The sequence below is a fragment of the Nocardia nova genome, from assembly GCF_002933465.1.
GTDB classification, from domain to species: domain Bacteria; phylum Actinomycetota; class Actinomycetes; order Mycobacteriales; family Mycobacteriaceae; genus Nocardia; species Nocardia nova_B.
In genome coordinates this window covers 1-558 of record NZ_PSZE01000107.1, presented here as the reverse complement: position 1 = coordinate 558, position 558 = coordinate 1, and the positions used below count along the sequence as shown (strand labels likewise).

The 558-nt window shown below is 69.9% G+C and carries 1 protein-coding gene; it reads right to left on the bottom strand.

Annotated elements, in window-relative coordinates:
• Positions 1-558: transketolase C-terminal domain-containing protein (locus tag C5E41_RS33060; protein WP_308706138.1), on the bottom strand; the 558-nt coding region annotated here is incomplete at both ends.

Sequence of the window (558 nt, the reverse complement as noted above, 5' to 3'; positions counted from 1 at the left end):
GGTCCTCGACCACCACCAGGCGGCTACCGGTCACCAGGCAGGCGTCCACCAGGGCTTCGCGGTCGATGGGTTTGACCGAGTAGGCGTCGATGACCCGCGCGGGGATGCCGGCGGTGGCGAGTTCGTCGGCGGCGGTGAGGCATTCGTGCACAGTGACACCGGCGCCGATCAGGGCGACCCGATCGTCGGGCCCGGCCCGGTGAACCTTCGATCCGCCGACCGGGAACTGCTCGCCAGGCGGGTAGAGGACCGGGTAGGCGCCGCGGGTGGTGCGCAGGTAGACGATGCCGGCGGTGTCGGCCATGGTTGCGACAAGCTTGGCGGTGCAGGTGGCGTCGGCGGGGTAGAGCACGATCGAGCCGTGTACCGCGCGCAGCGCGGCCAGGTCCTCCAACGCCATCTGCGACGGACCGTCCTGACCGATCTCGACTCCGGCGTGCGAGCCGACCAGCCGGATGTTCACCTGCGAGATGCCGGCCATCCGGATGAAGTCGTAGGCACGGGCAAAAAACACCGCGAAGGTGGCGGCGAACGCGACATAGCCGCGCACGGCGAGCC